This window comes from Chryseobacterium sp. CP-77, from assembly GCF_036362765.1.
GTDB lineage: Bacteria > Bacteroidota > Bacteroidia > Flavobacteriales > Weeksellaceae > Chryseobacterium > Chryseobacterium cupriresistens.
Genome location: NZ_CP143637.1, coordinates 605,918 through 627,373, shown reverse-complemented (window position 1 = coordinate 627,373; position 21,456 = coordinate 605,918). Strand labels below are relative to the sequence as shown.

At 36.7% G+C, this 21,456-nt stretch carries 20 protein-coding genes; 4 read left to right on the top strand and 16 right to left on the bottom strand.

Annotated features, from left to right (window positions below; translation table 11 throughout):
• Window positions 1–97: 97 nt before the first annotated feature.
• From V0410_RS02705 to V0410_RS02690, 4 genes are all read right to left on the bottom strand, one after another.
• Window positions 98–598 (bottom strand): endonuclease V, encoded by a 501-nt coding sequence (locus tag V0410_RS02705; protein WP_330746206.1) that lies wholly within the window; start codon window positions 596–598, stop codon window positions 98–100.
• Window positions 595–1,416, bottom strand: coding sequence for a GNAT family N-acetyltransferase (locus tag V0410_RS02700; RefSeq protein WP_330746205.1), 822 nt, complete (start codon window positions 1,414–1,416; stop codon window positions 595–597). Before V0410_RS02700 ends, V0410_RS02705 begins: the two co-directional genes overlap by 4 nt.
• Before the next feature lie 116 nt (window positions 1,417–1,532).
• Complete coding sequence (locus V0410_RS02695; RefSeq protein WP_330742961.1) at window positions 1,533–2,567, bottom strand: IS110 family transposase; 1,035 nt, start codon at window positions 2,565–2,567, stop codon at window positions 1,533–1,535.
• A gap of 388 nt (window positions 2,568–2,955) precedes the next feature.
• Window positions 2,956–3,996, bottom strand: a complete 1,041-nt coding sequence (locus V0410_RS02690; protein WP_330746204.1) for a M28 family metallopeptidase — start codon at window positions 3,994–3,996, stop codon at window positions 2,956–2,958.
• A 160-nt stretch (window positions 3,997–4,156) separates the two neighbouring features.
• Between V0410_RS02690 and V0410_RS02685 the strand changes: the two genes are divergently transcribed.
• Complete coding sequence (locus V0410_RS02685; protein WP_330746203.1) at window positions 4,157–5,296, top strand: aminotransferase class I/II-fold pyridoxal phosphate-dependent enzyme; 1,140 nt, start codon at window positions 4,157–4,159, stop codon at window positions 5,294–5,296.
• A 162-nt stretch (window positions 5,297–5,458) separates the two neighbouring features.
• On the opposite strand, the gene V0410_RS02680 is transcribed toward V0410_RS02685, so the two are convergent.
• Window positions 5,459–8,191: a sodium-translocating pyrophosphatase gene (locus V0410_RS02680; protein WP_330746202.1), complete on the bottom strand. Its 2,733-nt coding sequence runs from the start codon at window positions 8,189–8,191 to the stop codon at window positions 5,459–5,461.
• A gap of 135 nt (window positions 8,192–8,326) precedes the next feature.
• On the opposite strand from V0410_RS02680, the gene V0410_RS02675 reads away from it, so the two are divergent.
• Complete coding sequence (locus V0410_RS02675) at window positions 8,327–10,048, top strand: amidohydrolase (RefSeq protein ID WP_330746201.1); 1,722 nt, start codon at window positions 8,327–8,329, stop codon at window positions 10,046–10,048.
• An 83-nt stretch (window positions 10,049–10,131) separates the two neighbouring features.
• Here V0410_RS02675 and V0410_RS02670 read toward each other — a convergent pair whose 3' ends face one another.
• The 11 genes from V0410_RS02670 to V0410_RS02620 all read right to left on the bottom strand — a co-directional run bounded on the left by V0410_RS02670 (window position 10,132) and on the right by V0410_RS02620 (window position 20,142).
• Window positions 10,132–10,743: an inorganic pyrophosphatase gene (locus tag V0410_RS02670; RefSeq protein WP_047495607.1), complete on the bottom strand. Its 612-nt coding sequence runs from the start codon at window positions 10,741–10,743 to the stop codon at window positions 10,132–10,134.
• A 17-nt stretch (window positions 10,744–10,760) separates the two neighbouring features.
• Window positions 10,761–11,273 (bottom strand): DUF7935 family protein, encoded by a 513-nt coding sequence (locus tag V0410_RS02665; protein WP_137903997.1) that lies wholly within the window; start codon window positions 11,271–11,273, stop codon window positions 10,761–10,763.
• Window positions 11,274–11,297: 24 nt separating this feature from the next.
• The gene (locus V0410_RS02660) at window positions 11,298–12,473 is read right to left on the bottom strand and encodes a hypothetical protein (RefSeq protein WP_330746200.1); all 1,176 of its coding nucleotides are present in this window, start codon (window positions 12,471–12,473) and stop codon (window positions 11,298–11,300) included.
• 74 nt (window positions 12,474–12,547) lie between these two features.
• Window positions 12,548–13,480 carry a phytanoyl-CoA dioxygenase family protein gene (locus V0410_RS02655; protein WP_330746199.1) on the bottom strand — a complete coding sequence of 311 codons (933 nt, stop codon included), beginning with the start codon at window positions 13,478–13,480 and terminating at the stop codon, window positions 12,548–12,550.
• A gap of 73 nt (window positions 13,481–13,553) precedes the next feature.
• Window positions 13,554–14,468, bottom strand: coding sequence for a hypothetical protein (locus tag V0410_RS02650; RefSeq protein WP_330746198.1), 915 nt, complete (start codon window positions 14,466–14,468; stop codon window positions 13,554–13,556).
• Window positions 14,465–15,142, bottom strand: a complete 678-nt coding sequence (gene radC, locus V0410_RS02645) for a RadC family protein (RefSeq protein WP_330746197.1) — start codon at window positions 15,140–15,142, stop codon at window positions 14,465–14,467. The genes V0410_RS02650 and radC overlap by 4 nt, the downstream gene beginning before the upstream one ends.
• A 17-nt stretch (window positions 15,143–15,159) precedes the next feature.
• The gene (locus tag V0410_RS02640; protein WP_330746196.1) at window positions 15,160–15,738 is read right to left on the bottom strand and encodes a murein L,D-transpeptidase catalytic domain-containing protein; all 579 of its coding nucleotides are present in this window, start codon (window positions 15,736–15,738) and stop codon (window positions 15,160–15,162) included.
• Window positions 15,739–15,753: 15 nt separating this feature from the next.
• Complete coding sequence (locus tag V0410_RS02635) at window positions 15,754–16,422, bottom strand: ABC transporter ATP-binding protein (protein WP_002979895.1); 669 nt, start codon at window positions 16,420–16,422, stop codon at window positions 15,754–15,756.
• Between the two features lie 295 nt (window positions 16,423–16,717).
• Window positions 16,718–18,313: a 2-oxo acid dehydrogenase subunit E2 gene (locus V0410_RS02630; protein WP_330746195.1), complete on the bottom strand. Its 1,596-nt coding sequence runs from the start codon at window positions 18,311–18,313 to the stop codon at window positions 16,718–16,720.
• Window positions 18,314–18,397: 84 nt separating this feature from the next.
• Window positions 18,398–19,399 (bottom strand): pyruvate dehydrogenase (acetyl-transferring) E1 component subunit alpha, encoded by a 1,002-nt coding sequence (gene pdhA / locus V0410_RS02625; protein WP_110008687.1) that lies wholly within the window; start codon window positions 19,397–19,399, stop codon window positions 18,398–18,400.
• Between the two features lie 317 nt (window positions 19,400–19,716).
• The gene (locus V0410_RS02620; RefSeq protein WP_330746194.1) at window positions 19,717–20,142 is read right to left on the bottom strand and encodes an NIPSNAP family protein; all 426 of its coding nucleotides are present in this window, start codon (window positions 20,140–20,142) and stop codon (window positions 19,717–19,719) included.
• 194 nt (window positions 20,143–20,336) lie between these two features.
• Between V0410_RS02620 and V0410_RS02615 the strand changes: the two genes are divergently transcribed.
• The gene (locus V0410_RS02615) at window positions 20,337–20,939 is read left to right on the top strand and encodes a phosphatase PAP2 family protein (RefSeq protein ID WP_110008686.1); all 603 of its coding nucleotides are present in this window, start codon (window positions 20,337–20,339) and stop codon (window positions 20,937–20,939) included.
• A gap of 8 nt (window positions 20,940–20,947) precedes the next feature.
• Entirely contained in the window at window positions 20,948–21,445 is a 498-nt protein-coding gene (locus V0410_RS02610) for a BlaI/MecI/CopY family transcriptional regulator (protein ID WP_110008685.1), read from the top strand.
• The last annotated feature ends 11 nt before the right edge of the window (window positions 21,446–21,456 follow it).

The window sequence follows — 21,456 nt, the reverse complement described above, 5'->3', positions numbered from 1 at the left end:
ATTTTGACAAAGGAATATAGCAAAGATAGCTAAAATATACCAATCGGTATATTAATAAGAAGAAAAAAATCTTACTTTCTGGGTAAGATTTTATTATTTATGCTCTGCTTAGCTGATCAAGTTTTTTTAATAATGTAGGAATCCTGTAAGCGCCATGCATTTGCTCTACTTTCGACTGAACTTCATCTACACTCATTCCTCTGGCAGTAACAAATAGCGGAGTCTTACTTTCTCCACGAAATACACTTCTCCGTTGGAAATCCGATGTTGTAAATTCATTTTTTGCAATCCCAACTATAGGATACTTTTCCTCCAGTTCTTCATACAGATGACCACCCAGGCCAATTTTCCCGTGATCATCCAAAGTGACGTATCCATCCACAATAATGATATCTCCGGATCTTAATGTAATTTTCTTCAGCAGGCTTACAATACAGGGTAATTCTCTTTTATAGAAGGCTCCGCTTTCATATTCTGAACTCACAGGAGTTTGTTCTATAAACGTTTCCACTTCTTTTTCAGAGGTCCAGTCTTCAAATGCAATACACACGGTATTGGCATAATCCTCATAATAATAGGTATCAAATGCGTAAATCATATTTCTTTCTTAAAAAACTCACCGAAGTGCCACAATATTCCTGACGGATCATGTACAAAGCACTCTTTCCCCCAATCCATTGTTCTTACAGGAGTAAGCCTCACATTTTCATATTTTTCTGTAAGCTCCAGAGACAAGAGTTCTTTCCAGAATTCATCGGTATCGGCAACTTCCATAAAGATCATGGTATTATCCACCCAATCTTTTGCATAATAATCCTGAAGGTAAAAGCCTATTTCTTCTCTTACAAACAGTGATAATTTCGGTTCAAGAACAACTTCCTCAAATCCCAGATCTCTGTAAAAATTTCTGCTGATCTCAAAGTTTTGTGCTCCGATAAAAGGTCTGATGGATTTTAGTTTTGGGGTCATAGTTTTTCTATTTTTCCAGTTTTCATAAGTCATTTCAAACCTGATTTCTCCGTTTCCATGAGTTCCAGCTTCCTTCCAGCCAGATTTTCTGTAGAAGATCTCAGCTCTTGTTTCTGGTGAAGTCCCAAGCCATACGCAATCTTTGTTTTGTTCAAAATACCAGTTGAGCATGGTTTCATGAAGTTTTCTACCCAATCCTTGGTTTTCAAAATCAGGATGTACAAAGAGCGCCCAGATATTGTTTTCTTTCAGATCTGCAATGGAAAAACCAACGATCTGATCTTCCACCTCACAAACCCAGCCTTTCCCTCTCTGGAACAGAAATTCCTCACAGTCTTTATCGGTAACCAATCCAGGATGTGGCAGCGTGTTTTCTTTCACAGCGTTTCTTACCCTCTGAATCTGTGGAATATCTTCTGGTCTTGCTTCTCGGATTATGGTTTTCATGTTGATGGTTTTTTGGTAAACGCAAAGGCGCAAGATTCTGTGTTAACCTGCAAATAAAATTTATTTTTTTGTAAATTTGTTTCTTAAGTCGGCCCAGAGCTAGACTCTGTAGCGTGCTATACTATCTCAGTTTTCACGCTATTTTTTGATTTATACTTACTGTCATAGACCGTTTCATTTTTAAAAAGAATATAGATCAATTCTAATATTTTTCTTTGGATCGCTACTAGAGCCTTCATTTTTATTCCATGTTTTGAGGTCAGCCTTATGTAAATTTCTTTAAAATTATCATCCCACTTCACAATTGTTAGAGCAGGTAAAAACAAACATTTTCTTAAGCTTCTATTTCCTTTTTTGGATATTCGTGATTTACCTTTTACTGATGTTCCAGATTGCTTTTCCCTAACGTCTAAACCCGCATAACTTGATAATTGAGACTTATTTCTAATCAGTTCAAAACCATTGGTCTCTCCCAAAACAGTAGCGGCAGTTAAAACACCAACTCCAGGTATCGTTGTAAGTCGTTCTATCGATTGTTTTACTACAGCATTAGTATTGATAATAGTATCGATATCTTTCTTTATTTCTTTTTCTTGAGCGTTGAGTAAATTCAGGCGAGCTTGCATTCTTTCTATACTTTTTAAATGAGGACGAGCTTGAACAGTTTCCGCATGGAGTTGATTTTTTATTACACTCCGCTCCTGAACAATTTGATCTCGCTCTCTGGTCAGCTGTTGCAGCTCATTATAAGTCTGATCAGGCTTTTTCCAGACACTTAATTTTCTTTCAAGACCGAACTGAGTAATAGCCTGAGAACAACTCTTATCAGTTATCGTTTTAATATCAAGAGTTCTTATATAACTGCTTATTTTATTAGGCAAAACGATATAGACATTTTTGTTATTGTCAGCCAGATAATAAGCAAATTTTTGATGATAAATCCCTGTGGCTTCCATAATATAGTGAATTTCCAGCCCTTCAACAATTTGTTTTTCAACCCAATTAATCAATAATTGGATTCCTGTATCTGTATTTGTAAATACCTTATAAGCTATAAATTTTATAGTCTGATCTTCATATAGAAAACCTAAAGTAACTACTAATTCTTGTTGAGCTACATCTATACCTGCCACTTGTTTTAATACTCTCATATTTTATTCTGTTTAAGTGAGGAATCTTCCTTCGTCTTTTCTCCTAATTGGATATTCTGGATATTAAAAGTTGTTTTTAATTCCTTACATTCTGTTCTGACTCTAAAAGATAAAAAAGGATGAGGTGATTTCTTGCGCCGAATATGTTTCTTTGAACTATTGGATTTTTATTCAACTCTCATCCTTATTCACTTTATTGCTAAGATAATAATTGAGATAAGGAAAATTATAACTTATACAAACATAGGAGATATTTTTATGATGAAGTTTTTAAGGCGCAGGGATTTTATCTCCTATAAAATTTGATCATGTTAAAAGCGCTATAAATAAAAGATACTTTATGCCTTTGGGCTTACCAATGTATTTCAGTGTAATCTAAAATTGGTGATTATTTTCTGTCAACGACAATTCTTTCTTCCCTGTTGGCAATATCCCATGCTGTGGTAAAAATAAGCTGGGTTCTCTTTTCCAATAACTGATAATCAATCTTTTCGGGATCATCACCCGGTTTGTGATAGTCTTCGTGAATACCGTCAAAGAAGAAGGCTACAGGAATATTATGCTTGGCAAAATTATAGTGGTCTGAACGGTAATACAATTGTTCAGGATCATTCAGATCATCGTATTTGTAATTCAGTTCCAGGTTGTTGGTCCTTTTGTTAGCTGCTTCGTTAATGACTTTAAGCTGAGAGCTTAACATATCAGAACCAATTACATAAACATATTGCTTACCTCTGTTGGCAGGATCATCACGTCCTATCATATCAATATTAAGGTCAACAACGGTATTGGCTAATGGAAAAACAGGGTTTTCGGAATAATATTCTGAACCGAAAAGTCCATGTTCTTCTCCTGTAACATGGAGAAACAGGATGGATCTTTTAGGCCCTTTTCCTGCTTTTTTAGCTTGCTGAAACGCTTTGGCTATTTCCATTACAGCAACGGTTCCGCTTCCGTCATCATCTGCTCCGTTGTATACCACTCCATTTTTTGTACCTACATGGTCATAATGTGCTGAAACCACTACAATCTCGTCCGGTTTTTCACTTCCTTCAATAAACGCTAAAATATTTTCAGAATCAGGAAGATTGCCGCCACCTCTTTTCTTCATGAATTCAGACGGCACTTTCTGATAGTAAGATCCTAGTGCTTTAGGAGCTGCAATACCCAGATTTTTGTAATAATTAATCATATACTCACCCGCTTTTTTCTGCCCCTTGCTTCCGGTATCGCGCCCTTCCATATCATCTGCTGCAATAACGTACAGGTTTCTCTTTAAATCCTCTGCATTAATCTCTTTATAGGCATTGTTAAATGCTTTGTTATGTTTTGTTGAAACAGAATGTGACGCGCTTCCGTCAGCTATTTTTGCCGTTCCGCAACTGGTTACTACCGCCATGGCCAATAACGGGATAAGTATTTTTTTCATAAAGAATAAATTTCTTAAAAATAACAATTTTTATTGAATCCCGGCATCAATAATCAACAGGACAAAATAATATGCAGTTCATTACAAATCTAACAGCATACAGGTTTTAAATATAATTTGATACTTAAATTTTATTATATTTGATTAAAATACAAAATAGGTGGATAAAATTTACGGATTTACTCATTACTCTTTTTTCACAGAAATGTCAAAACTGGCAGCCCGCCATGGAAGCTTTGATCTTTCTCTGGGACTTCCCGATTTTGATATTGATGAACGTCTGAAGGCTTTTCTAAAAGAAGCTGCCGAAGAGAATACCCATCATTATGAACCTCTTGCCGGAAATCCTCTTCTGATTGAAAGTATTATCCGTTTCAATGCCCAAAGAACCCATACAATTTCAGTTTCTGCTAAGGAAGTCACTATTATCCCCTGTGCAACCTTTGGTTTATATACTTCTCTTAAATCAATTCTGAATCAAGGTGATGAAGTTATTATTATTCAACCCTCCTACTATACATACGGACCTGCTGTTGTAATGAACGGCGGAATTCCTGTTTATTATGATCTTGATAATGATTTTACGATTAACTGGGAGCTGTTCAGAAAATGTATTACGGAAAAGACAAAAGCAGTCATTGTCAATTCCCCGCAGAATCCAACGGGAAAAGTATGGAAAAAAGAAGACTGGGACATGCTTTATGAACTGATTAAAAATCGTGATATTTATTTGATTTCCGAAGAAATATATGATACATATTGTTATGATGAGACAGAACATTACAGTTCTTTTATTCATCCTGAACTTAGGGAAAAGACTTTCTGTATTTTTTCTTTTGGCAAAATGTTTCATACTTCCGGCTGGAAGGTGAGCTATATGCTGGCTTCTGAAACGTTAACAACAAGATTTCAATGCCATCAGCAGTATATTTCTTACAGTGCCAATGCTCCGGCACAATATGCCATCGCCAAATATCTTGATGTATTTGATCCGCTTATCAATAAAAAACTCATGCAGAAGAAAAGAGATATTTTTAATGAAATGATGAAGGAAACCCCTTTTCAGATTGAACAACAAGCGGAAGGAAGTGTTTTCCAGGTTGTAAATTTCAGGAGTATTTCTAAAAGCATGACAGATGTAGAGTTTTCAAAATGGCTTACGATAGAGAAAAAAGTTTCCTGTCTCCCACTTTCTGCTTTTTATAATTCCAGAGACAATTCAGATTATATCAGGTTTAGTTTTGCTAAAAAAGATGAATTGATCATTCAGGCTCTGGAGCATTTGAAAAGGAATCTTTGATGTTGCTGCAGTTGTTTTTCCCACAGATCGCACAGATGCTTTTTGAACCACAGATTGCGCAGATTTTCACAGATGATTGTAGATATTTATTTGTGTGAGTTTCGTTTTATAATCTAAAAAAGCACCGCCAGGGCGATGCTTTTGTACTATTTATGCTTTGATTTAAAGAGCCAATACTCTTACATCAATTCTCCTGTTTTTTGCTTTACATTCATCAGTATCATTGGCTTTACATACAGGATATTGTGATCCGTATCCCTCTGCTTCTATTCTGTCTGCTGCAATACCTAGCTCAAGTAGTTTGAGTTTGGCTGTCTGCGCTCTCAGATTGGATAATTTAAGGTTACTGTCCTCGTTACCACTGTTGTCTGTATATCCGCCCAATTTTATTTTCAGATCGGGATAAGCATTTAAAATTTCTGCCAGCGTATTGAGCTGGAGTGCGGATTCCACTTTCAGATCGCTGGAACCTGTTTCAAAATAAAGGTTTTCAATGGTGTACCATTTATTGGGATCTAAAGCCGATTTATCTTTTTGTTTCACCACATTATAAAGTTGGTAAAGCTGGCTTCCATCACCTATGGCAATTGTTTTTCCTCCATTCAGTTTTATTTTCTGAAGATTTCCTGTTTCATACACAAAGTCCCCGTTTTCGTTAAGATATCCTTTAATTTCTCCGGGAACAGCAGTAATGATCGGAGTATCACCACTTACAGCTGATGCCATACCGGAAACTCCTGTAAGACTTTCAATTTTTGCTTTTCTGTTGGCTTCAATTTTATCTTTATGCAAAACAGCCAAAGTAGGTGCAATTACCAGAGAAACAATTGACATTAATTTAATCAGAATATTCATCGATGGTCCTGATGTATCTTTAAACGGATCTCCCACCGTATCACCTGTCACAGATGCTTTGTGAGGTTCTGAGCCTTTATAATAAGTCTGACCATTGATGTCAACTCCTTTTTCAAATGATTTTTTGGCATTATCCCAGGCCCCGCCTGCGTTGTTCTGGAACATTCCCATCAAAACACCGCATACTGTGGCACCAGCCAGAAATCCTCCCAATACTTCGGGACCAAAAATAAATCCTATTAATAAAGGAGAAACGATGGCAATTGCGCCGGGAAGCATCATTTTTCTGATGGACGCATCGGTAGAAATGGCAACACATTTTTCATATTCCGGCTGTGCTTTCCCTTCCAGAATTCCCGGAATTTCGCGGAACTGTCTTCTTACTTCTTCTACCATGGCCATGGCAGCCTGTCCTACTGCGGTAATCGCCAAGGATGAGAAGATAAACGGAATCATTCCTCCGACAAAAAGTCCGGCAAGAACGTCTGCTCTATAAATATCGATACCATCAATTCCTGCAATTCCTACAAAAGCCGCAAACAAAGCCAGTGCTGTCAAAGCTGCTGAAGCAATGGCAAATCCTTTTCCGGTAGCAGCCGTTGTATTTCCTACAGCATCCAGAATATCTGTTTTTTCACGTACTTCTTTGGGAAGCTCACTCATTTCCGCAATACCTCCGGCATTGTCTGCAATAGGCCCAAAAGCATCAATAGCTAGCTGCATTGCTGTGGTAGCCATCATTCCAGCTGCGGCAATGGCCACTCCGTAAAGTCCGGCACACAGATAAGAACCATAGATTCCTCCTGCCAGTACAATGATGGGAAGTAAAGTAGATTCCATCCCAACGGAAAGTCCGCCGATAATATTGGTTGCGTGCCCTGTAGAAGACTGTCTCACAATACTGGAAACCGGTCTTTTTCCCATAGCTGTATAATATTCTGTAATGATACTCATTAAGGTTCCTACTACTAATCCCACCATTATCGCTCCAAAAACACCCATTTTAGTAAACTCATGTCCTCTTAAAACCATTTTTTCAGGAAGGATATACGTTACCAGGAAATAGGAAGCAATAGCCGTAATCACAATGCTTCCCCAGTTTCCAAGATTTAATGCATTCTGTACGCTGGAAGTAGATGAACCTTCATTATCATTAATTTTTACAAATAAAGTTCCGATCATTGAAAATATAATTCCCGTTCCTGCAATCAGCATCGGTAAAAGAATCGGGGCAAAGCCTCCGAAGGCGTCATCAGAAATGGTTTCTCTTCCTAATACCATAGTAGCCAGAACCGTCGCCACATAAGATCCGAAAAGGTCTGCTCCCATTCCAGCAACGTCTCCTACATTGTCTCCAACGTTATCAGCAATGGTAGCCGGGTTTCGGGGATCGTCTTCTGGAATTCCGGCTTCCACTTTTCCCACAAGGTCAGCACCTACGTCTGCCGCTTTTGTATAAATACCGCCTCCTACTCTTGCAAAAAGGGCGATAGATTCAGCACCCAGAGAAAATCCGGTGAGAATTTCAATGGTTCTTTCCATTTCGTGGGAATCTACGGTAGCTTCAGGGGCGAAAATCTGCTTAATGATCAGAAATAAAGCACCTAATCCTAAAACAGCAAGGCCAGCTACTCCCATTCCCATCACAGAACCTCCGGTAAAAGATACTTTAAGGGCTTTTGACAGTGAAGTTCTTGCCGCTTCAGCTGTTCTGACATTAGCTTTGGTAGCGATTTTCATTCCGATAAAACCTGCACATGCTGAGAAAATAGCACCTACTACAAAGGCAATTCCTATACTCCAGTGTGAATTGGCATTACTTGACCCCATCACTGCCAGTAAAATGGCAACGACTACAACAAAGTACGTTAAGATTTTGTATTCAGCCTTTAGAAAAGCCATTGCACCATCTGCAATGTGGCCGCTGATTGTTTTCATTTTTTCATTTCCGGCATTCTGTTTATTGACCCAGCTGCTCTGAAGAAATGTATAAAGCAAAGCTATGACACCAAAAATTGGCACTAACACAAATAGATCCATAGTTTATTATTTTATATTAAAAAATTGAGATTAGTCTTATAAATATAATGAAATTATAAACACGCAATAAAATTCACTAATAATAATCTATTATTTTATAAATTTGTTTCTCACCATAATTTGAATTAATTATTTATGAAAAGGATTTTATATACACTTTTTTTATCTGTAAGCATAAGCAGTTGTCATAATAAGATACCTAAAGAAAAAGCTGAAATACTCTATTTTGGAGGTCCTATTATAACCATGGAGGATTCTCTTCCGCAAGTTGAAGCAGTAGCAGTTAAAGACGGGAAAATACTTTTTGCCGGAACAAAATCGGAGGCAGAACGTTTTTCAGAGCCGGCCACCAAAATGATTAATTTAAATGGAAAAACCCTTCTTCCCGGTTTTATAGATGTTCATGGGCATCTTACTTCAAGAGCAGGAATTATGGATGCTGTAGATCTGTCTCCCGAACCCTATGGCACGGTGAATTCAATCAAAGATTTGCAGAATACAATTAAAAACTATATCAAAAACAATAAAATTAACGGTCAGCAGCCCATTATCGGAAATGGGTATGATGATGCTATTATGACAGAGCACCGTCATCCTACAAAAACGGAACTGGATGCCATCAGCAAAACCAATCCTATTATTGTTATTCATGCTTCGGGCCATGCCAGCGTTGCAAACAGCGCCATGTTACAACTGCTGGGAATAACAGAGTCATCAAAAGATCCTGAAGGAGGACACATTGGCAGGGATAAAAAAACAGGAAAACTGAACGGAAAACTAGAAGAGAATGCCAGTTTCACTGCTTTATTGACCTTAACGGAAAAAATGAATACAGGCAAAGATACTCAGGCTCACGCCATGGAAAACCTGATGAAGGCTCAGGATGAATGGCTCAGCTATGGACAGACTACCATTTGTGATGGGAGAACCATGGGCGAAAGTGTTGCTCTGTTAGAAAAGGCAGCATCTCAACATCTTTTTAAAGCTGATGTTGTTTACTTTCCCGATTATGAATATTTCAAAAAGAATTTCAACAGTTTCAAACCAAAATATATGAAGTATGAAAACCGCTTGAAACTGGCCGGGTTCAAATTTTCTGATGATGGTTCTCCACAAGGTAAAACGGCCTGGCTCACTCAGCCTTATTTAGTTCCACCTGAAGGTCAGTCTAAAGATTATAAAGGGTTTCCCATCTTCACGGATGAAACGTTATATAACGACCTGAAAACACTTTTCCAGAATCACATAACTGCACAGCTTCATGTAAATGGAGATGCCGCCATTGATCAGGCTATACGGGTTATTAAAAGGTTAAAAGATGAAAATATTTACCATCCGGAATTGCGGGCAACGTTAATTCATGTGCAAAACAGCCGCCCGGACCACATTCAAAAGATAAAAGAATTAGGGGTAATTCCTTCTTACTTTTCTACTCATGCGTATTTATGGGGAGACTGGCATTATTCGAGTGTTTTCGGTCCTGAAAGAGCTGCTTTTATAAGTCCGGCCAACTCAGCATTAAAAGCAGGAATTACGTTTACCATTCATCATGACGCTCCGGTTACACCACCCGATCTGATTACCGCAGTTTATGCAGCAGTGAATAGAAAGACGCGTTCGGGAATGATCTTAGGACCTAATGAAAGAATTACTCCCATGGAAGCTTTAAAAGCGATTACCATTAACGGAGCCTATCAGTTGCAGGAAGAAAATAAAAAAGGTTCTATTAAAGCAGGTAAAATGGCTGACTTTGTTATTCTTGATCAGAATCCTTTAACGATAAGTCCTGAAAATCTCCGAAACATTAAGGTGCTTGAAACGATAAAAGAAGGAAATTCCGTATACCAAAGAAACTGAATCTATTGATATCATAAAATATTTACAAAGAAAAAAGCAGATGAAAATTCACCTGCTTTTTTGTATGTGTTGGGAAGAAAATCTTATCCTCCGAATTTTTCTGCGTAATCAGCCTGAGAAGCTTTGATCACTTTTCTTGCGTGCTCAGCTCCGTAAACTTCCTGGATTCTGCATTTTGCAGGCTCATCCGGTAAGTTTTTATAGGTAAGGAAGTAGTGCATTAATCTTTTCACTTCAGCTTCCGGTAATTCAGAAATATCTCTGAAGTGTCCGAAGGCGTGGTCATTGATCATTACAGCAACAATTTTATCATCTGCTTCACCACCGTCGATCATTTTGAAACCACCGATTGGAATAGCTTCCATCAATAAACCTCCTGCATGGATGTTGTGAGAACTTAAAACACAGATATCAAGCGGGTCATGATCTCCCATCGTTACATCATCAGCTCCAGCCTCTATAGCAAGTTTCATTACTTCATTGTGGCAGTAAGTTCTAGGAACAAAACCATATAAAGCAGGGATAATGTTAGAGAATTTCTGCGGCCTGTCTACCTTTAAATATCCTGTTTCTTTATCTACTTCATATTTAATAGTATCTGAAGGAACAATTTCCACAAATACGTTTACAACATTTGGCGCATCTTCTCCTGCAGAAATTCCGTGCCATGGATGTGCTTTAAAATTTGGAATCATTATTTATCTGTTAATTTTTAAGTTATTATTAAAATTTCTTTTCTTAAATCTTCAATAGTTTCAGCAATATAGTCGTTGCCTTCCATATAGTTCATGATGAAAATCGTTTTGAATTCATCCAGCTGAACCTCTCCTTTCAACCCGTCATAAGTTTTATGAAGCAGTTCTATAATTGCATTTTTTGAGTCTACGATATTCTTCCAGGAGTTTTTTGTAATGTATAGCTGCTGTGAAGAGTTGTATTCAAATTCTTCATTGATCGCCTTTTCAGTCAGGAAAATAAACTCATGAACAGCCAGTCCCCTGTCGAACCTCTGTATAAGGTTGGAAGGCTTCATTCTGTCCAGAAACAAGGTCATTCTTTCATAGGAATGTGCTTTGTTCTCTGAATTGGATTTCACACTAAGTAATTTGATTTCCTGGTTCTTAAGAGTAATATATGAGTGTACAAATTGTCTGAGCAAAACCAGAAAAGGAATTGCAATAATCAATGCAAATGCATAGGGTAAATATCCTGATAGACTCGTCATAATTTTAGACTGCAAAATTACTAATTATTTTCCGTCTTCTAAAGAGTTTTTAAAGATATCCACTTTAGAAATTTGTATATAGACCAATGCAAGGATAATTATAAGATAAAAGCCAAGCATCATCCTGTTTACCAGAGACGGAAAAACCAAAAATCTCAGCATGACAGTTGTGTAAATAACAGCAAAAAACAAGAGCTGAGCCTGGTTCTTTTTATTGTAAAACGAGAAACGATTGGCTAAAATAATTACAATAAAAATCAATAAGATCGGAAAGTAGGAAGAATTGAACTCCAACATTACATTACTTTTAATAAAGTGAATATAATCTGCAAAGGAAAACGGATCAGGCCGCGACACAGGATAAATCTGAACTTTGGTAAACTGATTCATAAAAAGTGCAGACCACGAAACCCGATTAAAAGCCTGTATTAAAAAGAAGGAAAGAAATATATATCCGTATGATACAAGTAATGAACCTGTTGTAATCTGAAAGTTATTCCTATAAAAATAAATAAGGGCGTACAGGAATGAATAGAATATAAAATATTCAGGTCTTGTAAGCACACACAGCATAGCCAATATTCCTGCAAAAAAGAAATTTTTTCTCACTAAAAACACATAAAAGCTCAAAAGAAGCAGCAGGCATGATAAGGAATCTGCTGAAACATGCCGGGCCGATTCCGGCAAAGGCTTGAACAATGAAATTAAAACAGTAAGGATAAAGGCAAGAGGATAATTTCTCAGAATTTTTATCAAAAAGCTGAAAATCAGAACCAGAATTAATGCATAAGAGATAACTGAAATCAGGGAGATGGAAGCAGAAGCACTGAAACCTAATTTAAATAATGACCAGCTGATAAAATTATAAAAAGGTTTCACCACAAAAAGTTGCAGCTCTTCCTCGTAGGCTTTAGGATTTTGTGAGATAATTTTATAGTAAGTACTCTCCCCTTTTGCCACTTCCTCAGCCATTGGATTAACAGGACCAAGTCCCGCGAAATCAGGATTTTTTTCTCTCAGTTCGTCATATACCTTCTGATGAATTTCCTCAATTTTCATTTCAGGATATTCCGTTTTATAGATCAGTCCCATATAGGCCTCCATATCAGTATTGTAGTAATGATGGGTATACAGGTAGTATGACATCATGCATACATAGATTGAAAATATAAAAACAAGAATATTCTTCTTTTTTTCCATACACTGATATTAAGGATACAAATGTAAAAAAACTATCATTTAAAATGCCTAAAGAAAGTTTTTATGAAAGTTCCCTAAAGTTCAAACAGTGCCGGCCTCTGTGTCACTTCATGATAACAGACACTATTTTCATCAAAAAAATGATAGACAAGACTTTTCCTCGTTCTGTTCTTATCCGTGTGAGGTTCTCCGCCATGAAGAATATTGGCATGCCAGATCAGTAGATCTCCTTTTTTGGCTTTAAAAATTTCTTTCTGTAAACCTAATTCTTTTACTTTATCTTCCAGAAAGGTTTCATAGGCTCTGTAGCTTTTCTTTCCTATTTTCAGGGCTGTGCCTTCATTATCATAATCGGAATTCAGGAAATAAGGAAGCTTATGACTTTTAGGAATATAATGAAGCGCTCCGTTACTTTCGTCTACATCTTCCAGGGCAATCCATACTCCGAGCAGTCCTCCCAATGGATAAGTGGTCATATGGATACTGTCAGAATGGGTTTTCTGCTGGCTGCCGTTGATGAAGTTGATACTTTGGAAAAGCTTGGATTTTCCGTCCAGTAAAACAGATAAAAAGTCTAACAGTTCTTTATCACTTCCAATATTTTTAATGATTTCTGAATGATGGATTGCAAACATCAGCTTTCCTCCGTAAATAAATTTCAAAGTCCCGTCCTTCATCAATTTATCAATTTCAGTATTGATTTGATCTGCTGTTTCCGGACTAAGGAAATTTCTCAGAATCATATACCCATTCTCATCATACTGAAGAGCACTTTCTTTATTTTCTTCAGAAAGCTTCTTAAAAAAAGACGTTTCCTTCAATTTTGTATAATCCAGTGTTCTTTCGCTGGCTGGAAGGTGAGCAAAATCCTTGCTTGAAATACTTGAAAAATAGTTCTTATTGATTCCGTATTTTTTATATAATGGAATATTATGCTTTAATTTATTCTTTTTAAACAAGTTATAAAGCATGTATGATAATTTGTACTGACGAATCTGTTGTAACATAACTGTTTTACTAAGGGTTTTATAAAGTTACGGAATATTACTTAATTAGAACCAATCTAAACAATGCTTTTCATCATAAAAATGGCTTTCCTCTCAATATAAGATACCCTAACTTTTTGAAAAGGTTCTTTTTTGAATTCTCAATAATTCCGTAAGGCCTTAATTCCGGCCGGAATCCGCGGAAAAATTCCTCAATATTAGGGAGTTCTCCTCCTTCAAAATCAAATATATGAGTTTCAATATTCTCTTTAATGACATGATCAATCAATACGGATGCTCCCGATAATCTGACATAGTCTTTATCATTAAAATTTCCTAAAAGCGCTACCATATCACAGTCCGTATAGGTAGCAATTACATTGATAATCTTATGCTGATAGTAAAATGCCGTAAATTTGAGGTAACCAAGATGATGAAAACTTTCAAAGATCCTCATGAATTCTCCAAGATCATTTTCTTTGCTCAACCCGATGGTATTCGCTTCAATAAAAGCTTTAGCTTTATCGTAAGTGATTGTTTTAATTTCTGATTCTTTTAAAACAGCTTCATCTAACCGAAGTTTTCTTTTTCTTTTGGGTGAATATCTTGTATATACCTTCTCATAAGCATCAGGATACAGTAAAAAATTCTTCTTGATTCTGATCTTTGTACGAAGCTGATTGACATCATTGAAAGGATATGCCCTTATCATATAATTTTTTTCCAGATATTCCAGAAAAGCCTCATTAAGATCCACATCATCTTTAACGGAAAAAACACCAAGCTGCTGACAAAGCTTAGGGTTGTGCACGATTTTCATCCCGTATTTTCTTACAAAAGGAACAGGCATTACTGCTTCGTAATCTTTATAAACAAGAATTTCCCAGGGCATTGTAGAAGTAGTATCTAAAAAATGCTTTGCAGCAGAATATTTTCTTTGTTCGGAATTTTCTAAACACTGAGCATATTTCACAAAGTCAATTTCATGGTATTTTAATCTTCTAATCATAATAATCCTGCGTCCGAGAAACTAAAATAAGCATCCTGCGTGACAATAATATGGTCTAAAAGCTGGATACTTAATGTATTTCCTGCTTCTTTTATTTTCTGTGTAATGTTGATATCTTCCCGGCTTGGTTTTAAGCTTCCGGAAGGGTGATTGTGGGCAATGATAATGCCGGTTGAAAAATGATCCAGTGCGGCTTTATAAAGAGTTCTTACATCTACAATAGACTGACTGATTCCTCCCTGGGTAAGCTGGGAAACATGAATCACTTTATTGCTGTTGTTAAGGAAAATCGCCCAGAATTCTTCTGTTCTCAGATCAGAAAGCTGGTTTCTGAGAATGACATAGGCATCGTGACTGTTTCCAATCATTGTTTTTTCAGGAATTTCCTGAACAGCTCTCCTCTTTCCGATCTCTAAGGCCGTAATGATTGAAATAGCCTTTGTAGCACCAATTCCCTTGAATTTCATCAGGTCTTTAACGGATAGCAAACTTAACTGATGCCAGTTGTTATTGACAGAATTCAGAATTTTTCTTGCAAGCTCTACAGCATTCTCATCCCTGTTTCCACTTCCCATAATAATTGCTAACAGCTCAGAATCAGAAAGTGAGCTCTTGCCTTTCTGCAAAAACTTTTCTCTGGGTCTGTCATCTTCTGCAAGAAATTTTATAGCCATGGAAAAGGAATTATAAGTTAATAGAATGCATATAAAATGATCGGATTCTTCGACTGATCAATATATTTTGACGTCTCTTTAAAAGCATTTACCGAAAGCATAGGACAGCCTAAACTTAAACATGCAGAATTCCGGGATTCAGTATCAGGAATACATCCGTAAGAATGAAGAACAATGGCTCTCTGCATAGCATTACTGTTGGTAGAATCCAGACCTGTCAGCCGATACGCTTTACCAAATTTTCCTACATAACTTTCTCCAATAGCATATTTTCCAAGGGATGACTGATAAGATCCTTCAATATTACTGAATTTTAAAGCATCTGACTTTGGAGTCACTGAACCTGAACCATGGGAGACTATAGCCTGCTGTACGATTGTATTGTTTTTCAGGTTATAAATAAAATAGCGATACTTTCCTGAAGGGATTTTAAAGTTGATAAAAACAGCCAGTTCCTGATTGTATTCTTTTCCTTTAATGTAATTTTTAATCTCCGAAATCCTTATCTGAGGAATACCTAATGAGTTCAACTGCTGGGATTCAGCTTTTGAACAGGAAATTACCATTAAGAAAAGAAAAATAAGGTGTTTCATCATGCGGTTTTTATACTGCTATTCTATGATCATTCCATCTTTCATAACAAGCTTACGGTCTGTAATTTCTGCAAGATTAGGGTTATGGGTTACAATGACAAAAGTCTGGTTATATTTGTCTCTAAGATCAAAAAACAATCTGTGAAGATCATCCGCATTCTTGGAATCAAGGTTACCTGTAGGCTCATCTGCAAAAATGATTTTCGGTGAATTGATTAAAGCCCTTGCCACCGCTACTCTTTGCGCTTCTCCACCAGAAAGTTGGTTGGGTTTATGATTCAGTCTTTGCTCTATCTTCAGATCTTCAAATAAAGCATAAGCCTTTTCGATAGCTTCTCTTTCGTTGGCTCCTGCTATTTTTGTCGGAAGCAATACGTTTTCCAACGCGGTAAACTCCGGAAGAAGCTGATGAAACTGAAATACGAAACCGATATTCTGATTTCTGAATTTTGAAAGCTGCTTATCATTCATATTGATAAATGATTCACCTGCTATTTCAATTTCAGTATCGTATTTACCGGACTGGGTGGGATGATCCAGTGTTCCTAAAATCTGCAGCAGTGTAGATTTACCTGCTCCTGATTCTCCTACAATAGAAACCACTTCTCCTGTTTTGATATGAATATCAACTCCTTTCAGTACCTCTAAATTCCCATAAGATTTATGGATATTTCTTGCTTTAATCATGATTCAAAAATAGTGAATTGCCTGCAAATAAAAAACCGCTTTTTGAAGCGGTTTGTATTTTATTTTACTTTTTGAGTGTTTAGATTCCGGCAATCTACTTATACAGTTCTTTTCTATTAATTTTTTAAATTATTACAGTCTTATTTTTTATAAAAATATTTGTACCAGAAGCTTTTTCTAAACCTATAAGGTTTTTGAAACCTTATAGGTTTGTCATTCGTCATCATTCCCATTTACCCAAAAAAACAAAAAAACCTCCCAGTCCGGGAGGTTTCAATATTTTCAATTCAGAAAATTACAGTAACAATGTTAATGGACTTTCTAAATATGTTCTTAATGTCTGTAGGAACTGAGCACCTGTAGCACCGTCTACTACTCTGTGGTCACAAGCTAATGAAAGTTTCATAGTGTTTCCAACTACGATCTGACCATCTTTAACGATAGGCTTCTCGATAATCGCTCCTACTGAAAGGATTGCAGAGTTTGGCTGATTGATGATACTTGTGAAAGTTTCAATTCCAAACATTCCTAAGTTGGAAATAGAGAATGTAGAACCTTCCATTTCGTTAGCTTTAAGACCTTTACTCTTAGCTCTTGATGCCATATCCTTTACAGCTGCTGAAATCTGAGTATAGGTCATCTGATCTGTATGTTTCAATACAGGAACTACCAATCCGTCCGGAATAGCTACTGCTACACCAATATTGATATTTCCTCTGTGGATGATCTTATCACCTGCCCAGCTTGAATTTACCTGAGGGTGTTTTCTTAAAGCAATTGCAGTGGCTTTAATGATCATATCGTTGAAAGAGATCTTGGTATCCGGTAAAGAATTGATTTCTTTTCTGGCCTCAATTGCTTTATCCATATTGATCTCAACCATCAGGTAGTAGTGAGGGGCAGAGAATTTACTTTCAGAAAGACGTTTTGCAATAATATTTCTTACCTGAGAGTTTGGAGTTTCTGTATCTTCACCCTGTACAAAGCTTACTGCAACAGGAGCAGCGCTTGCTGCAGGAGCTGAAGCAGCTGGTTTTACAGCTGGCTGATAGTTTTCAATATCTTTTTTAACGATTCTTCCGTTTTCACCAGAACCCTGAACACTGTTGATGTCAACTCCTTTATCCTGAGCCATTTTCTTAGCCAGTGGAGAGATTGCCACTCTGTCAGAAGATGAAGAATTGGCAGCAGGAGCAGCTTTTTCTTCTGTTTTAGTTTCTGCTTTTTGTTCAGCTGGTTTTTCAGTTGACTGACCCGCAGCTTTTGGAGCTCCTACAGCGGAAACATCTGTTCCTGCAGGGCCAATGATTGCCAATACGGAATCAACCGGAGCAGCACCTCCTTCTTCTACACCTTGCTTCAATAGTACTCCATTGAATTCAGATTCGAAATCCTGTACCGCTTTATCTGTTTCGATCTCAGCAAGAAGATCTCCTTCCTTTACTGTATCACCTACATTTTTGTGCCATTTAGCCACCTTACCTTCTGTCATTGTATCAGAAAGTCTTGGCATTGTAATAATTTCAACTCCTGCCGGAACTTCTGCAGCAGCAGGCGCAGCAGTTTCTGCTTTAGGCTGTTCTTCTGATTTTTTTTCTTCAGTTGCAGCAGCGGGAGCAGCAGCCCCACCTGTCAATCCTGAAATATCTTCTCCTTCATTCCCGATAATAGCTAAAACAGAGTCTACAGCAGCAGCAGATCCTTCTTCTACACCTACGTATAAAAGAGTCCCTTCTATTTCAGATTCGAAATCTTGAACTGCTTTATCAGTTTCAATTTCAGCTAAAATATCTCCTTCTTTTACTTTATCTCCTACTTTTTTATGCCATTTGGCCACCTTACCTTCCGTCATTGTGTCGGACAGGCGGGGCATCGTAATTACTTCTGCCATAATCTATATTGATTTGAGATTCGAGATTTGAGATTTGAGATTTCAGAAATTTCAAACTTCAAATTTCAAATAAATTTTTATTTTTTAGTTTTCTAATTTGTCTAGGAATGGATAGTCTTCCTGAGCATATACATACTCATAGATTTTTTCTGCATCAGGATACGGAGAGTTTTCCATAAATTCGATACACTCTTCAACAAAATCTCTGGATTTGTTATCGATAGCTTCCAATTCTGTTTCTGTAGCCCATCCGTTTTCTAAAATTCTATGTTTTATCAATTCGATCGGGTCATCATTTTTATGGAGAGCTACTTCTTCTTTAGATCTGTATGGCTCAGCATCAGACATTGAGTGCCCTCTGTAACGGTAAGTTCTTGCTTCAATAAATGTAGGTCCGTCTCCTCTTCTTGCTCTTTCAATAGCTTCGTAAGCAGCTTCTGCTACCTTCTCAGGATCCATTGCATCTACAGCAAGGCAAGGCATTTCGTATCCTAAACCTAATTTATAGATATCTTCGTGGTTGGCTGTTCTTTTTACAGAAGTTCCCATTGCATATTGGTTGTTTTCCACAACAAATACTACCGGAAGTTTCCAGTTCATTGCCATATTGAAAGTTTCATGTAAAGAACCTTGTCTTGCAGCACCATCTCCAAAGAAACAGATGTTTACAGCTTTTCTGTCGAAATATTTATCAGCAAAAGCAATACCTGCACCTAAAGGAATTTGTCCTCCAACGATACCATGTCCTCCGTAAAAACGGTGTTCTTTACTGAAAATGTGCATAGATCCACCCATACCTCCGGATGTACCAGTAGCTTTACCACAAAGTTCTGCCATGATTCTTTTAGGATCCACGCCCATCGCCATTGGATGGATGTGACATCTGTAAGCAGTAATCATACTGTCCTTTGTAAGATCCATTGCATGTGTAAATCCGGCAGGGATAGCTTCCTGACCGTTATACAAATGTAAAAATCCTCTGATCTTTTGTTTTAGGTAAAGAGAACGGCATTTGTCTTCAAACCTTCTCCACATTGTCATATCTTCATACCACTTCAGGTATACCTCTTTAGAAAATTCTTTCATGTGTTAGCTCTTGCTTTTTTATGATGAAATAGTTGAGCAAAATTATGAAAAAAACTTTGTTTTTATTCTATACATAGATAACTTTTCGATTTTTCTGTAAAATCTACTTGCAGGCCGGACGGATTATTCTTAATTTTCGAGCCTTTGAAACTCTCATAAGGCAACCTTTTATTGATCATTTTCTTATCATGACAGCTAAGCAATCAGCCTGTTAATGTGGCTTTTCCAAAATTAGAATCAAGACAAAAATACAGGGAAATGATTATGCTTCACTCTCTATTTTCTTCCCCTTTAATTATTGTTAATATACCTTTTGGTTATTTCAACAGCTTTTTTTCCGGAGAAAAACCGGTAAGTTTGAGCGTTCTGTCTTCAATTTCATTAACAAAATTGCCATATTGACTGGCTGTCCGGGCTTTAATCTCCTTCCATTCCTGATCTGCCATAAATCCTTCCCAAGCGGTTTTCATAGTAGCTTCATCTTTCCATTCAAGCAAATAAACGAATTCTGTCTTATCTTTAAATTCCGATTCCCAGATCGATACAATGGTAAATCCATATTTTTTCATTATTCTCAGAGCATGATCTCTGAAGCGGTCCAGAAAAACCTGCTTGTTCTCTTTAGGAATTTCATAAATTCTTAATTGATGTACAGGCGGCGAAGAAATATTTTCCGTGGAAACCTTTTGTCCGAAAGTAAAAAATCCTAAGATAACCAATACGAATGTGAATAGGTGTTTCATGATAATGATTAAACTGATCAATTAAAAATAAAACATTTCCTGCAAAATTTAATATTAATCTAAAAAGTAAAAAAAGTTAGTACATCAAAACCTATAATAATGAATTATTTTCTCAATTTATCCACCAACTTCCATCGGCTTCTTCCCCTTGTTTTTTGAGGTTATAATAGTATATTTGGTTTTTAAACTTGATTATGGAAGAAAAGCAGTCTTCATTATTACACAAAATTTCAAAAGTCATTTCTGATTTTTTTAATCCTTTGGTCTCTCTGATCATTTTCTTTACCTACATGAGCATCAGGGAATATTCTCTTAAGGATTCTATGCTGTATTTTCTGCCTGTATTATTAATGATCATTATTCCGGTTGTTGTATGGCTGGTATGGAATGTAAAAACGGGAAGATACACCAATATGGATGTCTCCAACCGTGTTCAAAGGAAAAGCCTGTATATATTTATTGCAGTTTGTGTCATTGTTTATCTTCTTTTTAATTATATCAGAAACGGATATATTGATCTTGTCATGCTGTTTATTCTGGTACTGCTTTTCGCCCTGCAGATCAGCAATCTTTTTATAAAAAGCTCGATGCATACAGCATTTAATGTATTTGTAGCAGCATTATTTTTCTCACTTGACTGGAAAATGGGTCTGGTGTGGCTGGGAATTGCTGTTTTGGTCGGAATCACCCGTATCATTTTAAAAAGACATACCGTAAAAGAAGTATTTATGGGGGCTGGAATAGCTTTTCTGGTATCTTTTATCTATCTTTATTGCAATATTCAATTTCAACATTAGAATACTCTATGAAAATAAATCATCTTACTGCCGCAGAAGAAAACTTTATGAAGCTGTTTTGGAAAATGGAATCTTTCTATCTAAAGGACGTTATGGAGCAGCATCCGGAACCGAAACCACACCAGAATACGGTTTCCACTTATTTGAAAATATTAGTTGAAAAAGGCTATCTGTCCACTGTAAAAGAAGGGAGAATCTTCAAATACAGCGTGCTTGTTCCTTTAGAAGAGTATAAAAAATTCCTGTTAAAAGAGCTTTCACACAACTTTTTTAATCATTCAGGGAAAGAAATTCTGGAGCTTTTATTAAGTGAAAAATTAATTTCCCAGGAAGATATGAAAGGCTATTTTGATCTTAAAATCGAAATAAAGCCGGCAAAAATTGAAGAACCTAAGTTCGAAGTAGCTGAAGAAATCCTGAATCCCAAAAAAGAAAAGAAAACCAAAGGAAAGGAAAAAGAGAAAGACAAGGACAAGGACAAAAAGAAGAAAAAGAAAAAAGATTAATTTAAATTCAA